The 5,818-nt window shown below is 75.3% G+C and carries 3 protein-coding genes and 1 riboswitch; all 3 genes read left to right on the top strand.

Going from position 1 to position 5,818, the window contains the following annotated elements; translation table 11 throughout:
• Positions 1-72 precede the first annotated feature (72 nt).
• Positions 73-372, top strand: a complete 300-nt coding sequence (locus JWR81_RS18460; protein ID WP_297654007.1) for a hypothetical protein — start codon at positions 73-75, stop codon at positions 370-372.
• Positions 373-544: 172 nt separating this feature from the next.
• Positions 545-4,498, top strand: a complete 3,954-nt coding sequence (locus JWR81_RS18455; protein ID WP_297654005.1) for an SDR family oxidoreductase — start codon at positions 545-547, stop codon at positions 4,496-4,498.
• Positions 4,499-4,562: 64 nt separating this feature from the next.
• Positions 4,563-4,672: riboswitch (TPP riboswitch) on the top strand.
• The gene (locus JWR81_RS18450; protein WP_297654003.1) at positions 4,666-5,682 is read left to right on the top strand and encodes an ABC transporter substrate-binding protein; all 1,017 of its coding nucleotides are present in this window, start codon (positions 4,666-4,668) and stop codon (positions 5,680-5,682) included. It overlaps the preceding riboswitch by 7 nt.
• Positions 5,683-5,818 lie beyond the last annotated feature (136 nt).

The raw sequence follows: 5,818 nt of genomic DNA, 5'->3' as shown, positions 1-5,818 counted from the left end.
GGTGGCGTGCGGCGCGGGTCGTAGCGTGAGCCCGGGAACCCGGACGGGTTCCGCCGGGACCGGTGGTGCGTCATGAACCGGATGATCCTCGCGAAGCTCCTGCGAGTGCTTCTGGTCGCCTGCGGGGTGGGCGTTGTTCTCGTCGTCGTCGTGGGCGGCGGATCGGTCGCCGAGGCGCTGCTCCACGGGACCGACGGGGCGATCCAGATCGAGCTGCTGCCGTTCGTGGGCACAGCGCTGGCCGCGATCGGGCTCGGCCTCGCGCGGCCCAGGGTCGACCGGCTCGTCGAACGGGTCACCCGGCATCGCGACGTCACCCCGTACGCGGTGCTGGCCCAGGCCTCGGGCCGGCTGCGCACCGGCTCGGGATGAACGCCGCCGGGATGAACGCCGCCGGGATGAATGCCGCCGGGATGAATGCGGCAGCGATGGATCCCGCAGCGATGGATCCCGCAGCGATGAGTCCGCCTTCGTCGGGCCGGTCGGCGTGGACCCGGCGACGGACCCCGCGCTTCCGGGCCAGGCCGCGGCACACCCGGATCCGATGAGCCGGGCCGCCGGACCGCGGCCCACCCGGGACCGGGCCGTGGTCGCCCGGCGGCGCCTCGGCATCGCCGGCTACGTCGCGCTCCTGGGGGTGTGCACGCTGGCCTCGCTGGCCATCGGCACGGTGGTGCTGGCCGGCGGGGGGCCGGGGGCGTCTGCCGCAGCGGCGAGGCAGGGGAACCGGTGGGCCGAGGGCCTGATGGCGGCCGCCCGCTACAGCGCGCCGATCCCGGAGGTCGCGCTCGACTACACGTTCGGCCTGCTGGGCATCGGGGTCGCGGTCGTGCTCCTGGCGTCCTGGTGGCGGAGCTGGCCGGTGCGCCTGCTCGCGCTCGGCCTGGTCAGCGCGGTCGGAGCGTTCACCCTGCAGGCCCGCGCCGTGTCCGTGGTCGTGGGGACGGCCACCGGCATCGGTCTCGGCGAGCTCTGCCACGTCCTGCTGCACGGCACGGCGTGCGCGGCCACCGTGCTCGCCCTGCTGATCTACCCGAGGGCGGGGGACCTGCGTCCCCGCTCGGTGCCGGCGCGGACGTTGCTGACAGCAGCCCTGCTGCTGGTGGGCTTCGGCACCGCCCTGCTGCCGAACACGGTGGGCAGCGTGGCCCTGTTCGGGCTCCTGGTGCCGGTGATCGGTGCGGCGGCGCTGCTGCGCCGGGTCCGGGGCGGCCGGGCCGAGGCCGAGCGCACGCGGGCGCGCCTGCTGTTCAGTGTCCTGGTGGCGGCGATCGCGATCGCGGTCGTCCTCGTCGTCATCACGGGGCTGCTGTGGGCGATCGGCTGGGACGGGCTGACGCTGACCGACCCGACGGCGCCGCCGGGCATGTCGGGGCTGCTGGCACAGACAGCCCTGCTGTTCTGGTTCTCCCGGCTGGTCGCCGTGGCGATCGGCGGTGCGGTGCTGCTCGCCGCACAGCGCGAGGGGCTGTGGACCGCCGAGCGGCTGTTCGGCCGCGGGTTGGTCGCCGCGCTCGTCGCGGCGATCATCGGCGGCGGCTACCTCGTCGTCCAGACCGTGGTCGTGACCCTGACGACCGACCGCGAGACCTACACCACCCTGCCCGCCACGGCCGTGGCCATCGCGCTGTCGGCGCTCGCGTTCCAGCCCGTGTACGCGCGGGCCGAGCAGCTGGTGGACCGCGTGCTCTACGGCACGCGGCCGGCCCCCTACAGCGTGCTGGCCGAGATCACCGCGCTCTCGCGGGCGACAGCGGCCGACGCGCCGGACCTGGCGCGGGTCGCGGAGGCCGTCGGGCGGGGGCTGGGGGCCACGCGGTGCCGGCTGACCGTGTTCCGGCCGGGGCTGCGCGACCGCTCCTACACGTGGGCCGAGCGGAGTGCACCCGCATCGGACGCCGAGGTAGGGGTTCTGGTGCGCCACGCCGACGAGCTGATCGGCCGGATCGCGGTCGACCGCGTCGCGGTCGCCGGCGTGCACGTCGAGCGCAGGCGCCTGCTGGACGACATCGCCGACAGCCTCGGAGCGGTGCTGCAGGCGAGCCGTTCCGGCATCGAGCTGGAGCGCCAGCTGCGGGCCGCGCTGGCCCACGCCGGTGAGATCGCCGTGTCCCGGCGCGCGGCCGTCGCCGCGATGGACGGTGAGCGGCGCCGCATCGAACGCGACCTGCACGACGGCGCCCAGCACCACCTCGTCTCGCTGCGCCTGACGCTGGGGTTGGTCGAGCACCAGGTCTCGGTGGGCCAGTTCGAGCCGGCGCGCGCCCGGCTCGACCAGGTCGCCGAGCAGATCGACACGGCCGAGTCCATCCTCGCCGCGACCGCGTCGGGGGTGTCGTCCCCGCTCCTGGCCGAGCGGGGTCTCGCCGGCGCGCTGGACGTCGAGCTCGCCGGCGGACACCCGCCGGTCGTCGTGGACTGCGCCGGGGTCGGCGCGGGCGTGCGGTTCCCCGCCGACGTCGAGGCGGCCGTCTGGTTCTGCTGCCTGGAGGCGGTCAACAACGCCCGCAAGCACGCCCAGGGTGCCACGGTCCGGGTGCGCCTCGGCGTCGCCGACGGGCGGCTGTGCTTCACCGTGGCCGACGACGGGCCGGGCTGGGACGCCGAGGCGGGCGCCGGCTCCCCGGGGCGTGGCCTGCGCAACGTGCGGGCCCGGATCGCCGTCGTTGGCGGCCGGATCGAGATCCGCTCGAAGCCGGGCGCGGGCACGACCGTGGAGGGCTCCGTGCCGGTCCCCGGGCCTGCCACCGCGCCGCAGGGCCCGGACCGGCCCGGCGACGGCACCGCCGGCGACGGCCCTGTTGGTGTCCGCCCTGTTGGTGTCCGCCCTGCTGGCGTCGGCACGCGCGCGCCGCGAGCCACCGGCGTCGCGGCCACCGGCGTGCCGCTCCTCGACCAGGTCGGCGACCTCGTGCGCGCCGCAGGCGAGCTGTACGAGGGCACCCCGCAGGCGTCGCGGGTGCAGGAGCTCGCCCGTCGGCTCGGTGATCCGCTGCGCATCGCGGTCGCGGGCCCACCGGGCGCCGGGACGTCGACGCCGGTCGGGATGCTCGCGGACGGTGGCGGTGCGTGGCCGCACGGTTCCGCGGCCGGGGATCCGACGCCCCCGGCCGTCGTGGTCGACGCGCAGGACCCGGACGCCCCGCCCGAACCGGACGCGTACGTCCAGCTGCTGCGCCACGGTCACCCCGAGGACGCGGAGGCGTTCGCGGCGCGGTTCGCGGCGTCGCGTCCGGGCCCGCAGCGACACCGCCCCGTGCCCACGATCGGGGTGCAGGCCCGCGCCGACGGGGTGCCCACCGACCCCGCGCGGTTCGCCGACCGCGCCGGGACGCTGAAGGCCCGGTCGGTGCTGCTCGCACTCGACGCCCTGGTCCGTCTCGACCCGCCGCCCGCAGGGGGGTGGTCCTTGCTCTACGCGCTGGACCGGATCCGGTCGGGCGGGCGGGCACCAGCTGTCCGACATCGATCTCGTCGACGCCCTGCTCGCGGGCGAGCACGACCTGCCCGATGCGGAGCGGCGGACCGCCGTGCAGCTGCTCGGCGGTGCGGGAACGGATCTGCGGGCCCGCCTCGCGCTGGCCGCCGACGCGGGGCCGCAGGAGCTGGTGTGGGCCGCCACCGCGCAGCTGCAGTACTGGCAGCGGCGGGAGTCCCGGCCGACCACCGAGCGTGGCGTGCGGACGGTGGCGGCGGCGCTGGTGCGCGCCTGCGAGGAGCTGCTCGCGGCGGGGGCTGCCGCCGCGCCGCGAGACGTGGTCTGATCGGCACCGTGGATCTCGGAATCGGTGGCAGGCGGGCAGCGGTGGCGGCGGCGAGCGGCGGCCTGGGCTTCGCGAGCGCCGCGGCGCTCGCGGCGGAGGGGGCGCAGGTCACGATCTGCGGCTCCGACGAGGGGCGCGCGAAGGAGGCCGCAGGGAGGATCGGCGCGTCCTACCTCGTGGCCGACCTGAGCAGACCGGAGGAGGCCACGCGTTTCGTCGAGGAGGCGGGGCCGCTCGACATCCTCGTCGTCAACGGTCCCGGCCCGGCCACGGGCACCGCGCTCGGCACCCCCACGTCCGCCTACCAGGCGGCGCTCGACCGAAGCCTGCTCGCCGTCGTGCACATGTGCCTCGCCGCGGTGCCGGGCATGCGGGAGGCGGGCTGGGGCCGGATCGTCGCCATCACCTCGCTCGGGGTGCGTCAGCCGTACCCGAACCTGGTGCTGTCCAACACCGCGCGGGCCGGCGCCACCGGCTTCCTCCGGACGCTGGCCGCCGAGGTCGCGGCCGACGGGGTCACCGTCAACTCGGTGCTGCCCGGCATGCACGCCACCAACCGCGTCCGGAGCATGTACGGCGACGGCGACGCGCCGGTGGACACCGTCCCGGCGCGACGTGTCGGGGACCCCGCGGACTTCGGCTCCGTGGTCGCGTTCCTGTGCTCCGAGCAGGCGGGCTACCTCACGGGAACGACGGTGCCGGTGGACGGCGGGGCGAACCAGGCGTTGCTGTGACCTCCGCGGGCGACGTGCTCGCTCCTGTCAGGGTGCATCCGGACGGTCCGGCCGCGTAAGGTCGGACCGACCCCGCGGGAGCCCACGATCCGAGGCTGAGAGGGCGGCAGGCCGGCCGTCGACCGTTCGAACCTGACCCGGTTAGCACCGGCGTAGGGAGGAACGTCATGGTTGGCGTACCCAGAAGGACCGTCCTCGGCGCACTCGCGCTCTCCCCGCTGCTCGCGGCCTGCGGGGGCAACAGCAGCAAGGGCGGCGGGCAGACCGTCCGCGTCGCCCTGGACTGGACGCCCAACACGAACCACACCGGCTTCTACGTCGCGCAGCAGCAGGGCTGGTTCTCGGGTGCCGGGCTGGACGTGCAGTTCCTGCCGTACAACAACACCTCGCCGGACACGCTCGTGTCGTCCGGGGCGGCGGAGGTCGGCATCTCGTTCCAGGACTCGTTCACCTACTCCAAGGCGGCCGGCGCGGACATCACCTCGGTGATGGCGATCCTGCAGCACTGGGGCACCGAGATCGGGATCAAGGCGGGCCGCACCGACATCACCTCGCCCAAGGACCTCGACGGCAAGATCTACGGCGGGTTCGGCGCCCCGGGGGAGCAGCAGAAGATGGCCGCCGTCATCAAGGACGCCGGCGGCAAGGGCGTGTTCACCACGGTGGTGCTCGGCACGTCGGCGTACGAGGCGCTCTACGCCGGGCAGGTCGACTTCACCGAGCCCTTCGTCGCGTGGGAAGGCATCGAGGCGGAGCTGCGCGGCCAGCCGTTCAAGACCTTCGCCTACACCGACTACGGCTTCCCCGACGCCTACAGCGTGCTGCTCATGGCCCACTCGCCGTGGCTCGCCGCCAACCCCGACGTCGCCACCGCGTTCGTGCAGGCCGCGCAGCGCGGCTACCAGCTCGGCGCCGACGACCCGGGCAAGGCCGCCCAGCTGCTGATGGCCGCCAACCCGGGAACGTTCACAGAGCCCACGCTCGTCACGCGCAGCCAGGACATGCTGGCGGCGAAGTACCTCAAGGACGATGCGGGGAAGGTGGGCCCGCAGACCGCGGGCATGTGGTCGGGGTACTCCGGGTTCGTGTTCGACGGGGGCACGCTGGCCGGTCCCGACGGCAAGCCGCTGGCCGCCCGCCCGGACTTCTCGACGTGGTTCACCAACGCCCACCTGGCGACATGAGCAGGCCGGTCGGGGAGCCGGACGCCGCAGCTCGCGTGCACGCACCCCACGTCGCGCGCACCGGGGGTCCGGCTCGCGCGCACCGGGGGTCAGGCTCGCGCCCACCCGCGGCGTGGGGCGCGGGCGGCCGGGATCC

Origin of the sequence: Pseudonocardia sp., from assembly GCF_025965585.1 — a bacterium.
Lineage (GTDB): Bacteria > Actinomycetota > Actinomycetes > Mycobacteriales > Pseudonocardiaceae > Pseudonocardia.
This window is presented reverse-complemented; position numbering and strand designations above follow the sequence as displayed.

Coding starts and splice junctions, on each gene's coding strand:
- JWR81_RS18460 (WP_297654007.1), top strand. CDS start 73: ATGAACCGGATGATCCTCGCGAAGCTCCTGCGAGTGCTTCTGGTCGCC.
- JWR81_RS18450 (WP_297654003.1), top strand. CDS start 4,666: ATGGTTGGCGTACCCAGAAGGACCGTCCTCGGCGCACTCGCGCTCTCC.
- JWR81_RS18455 (WP_297654005.1), top strand. CDS start 545: ATGAGCCGGGCCGCCGGACCGCGGCCCACCCGGGACCGGGCCGTGGTC.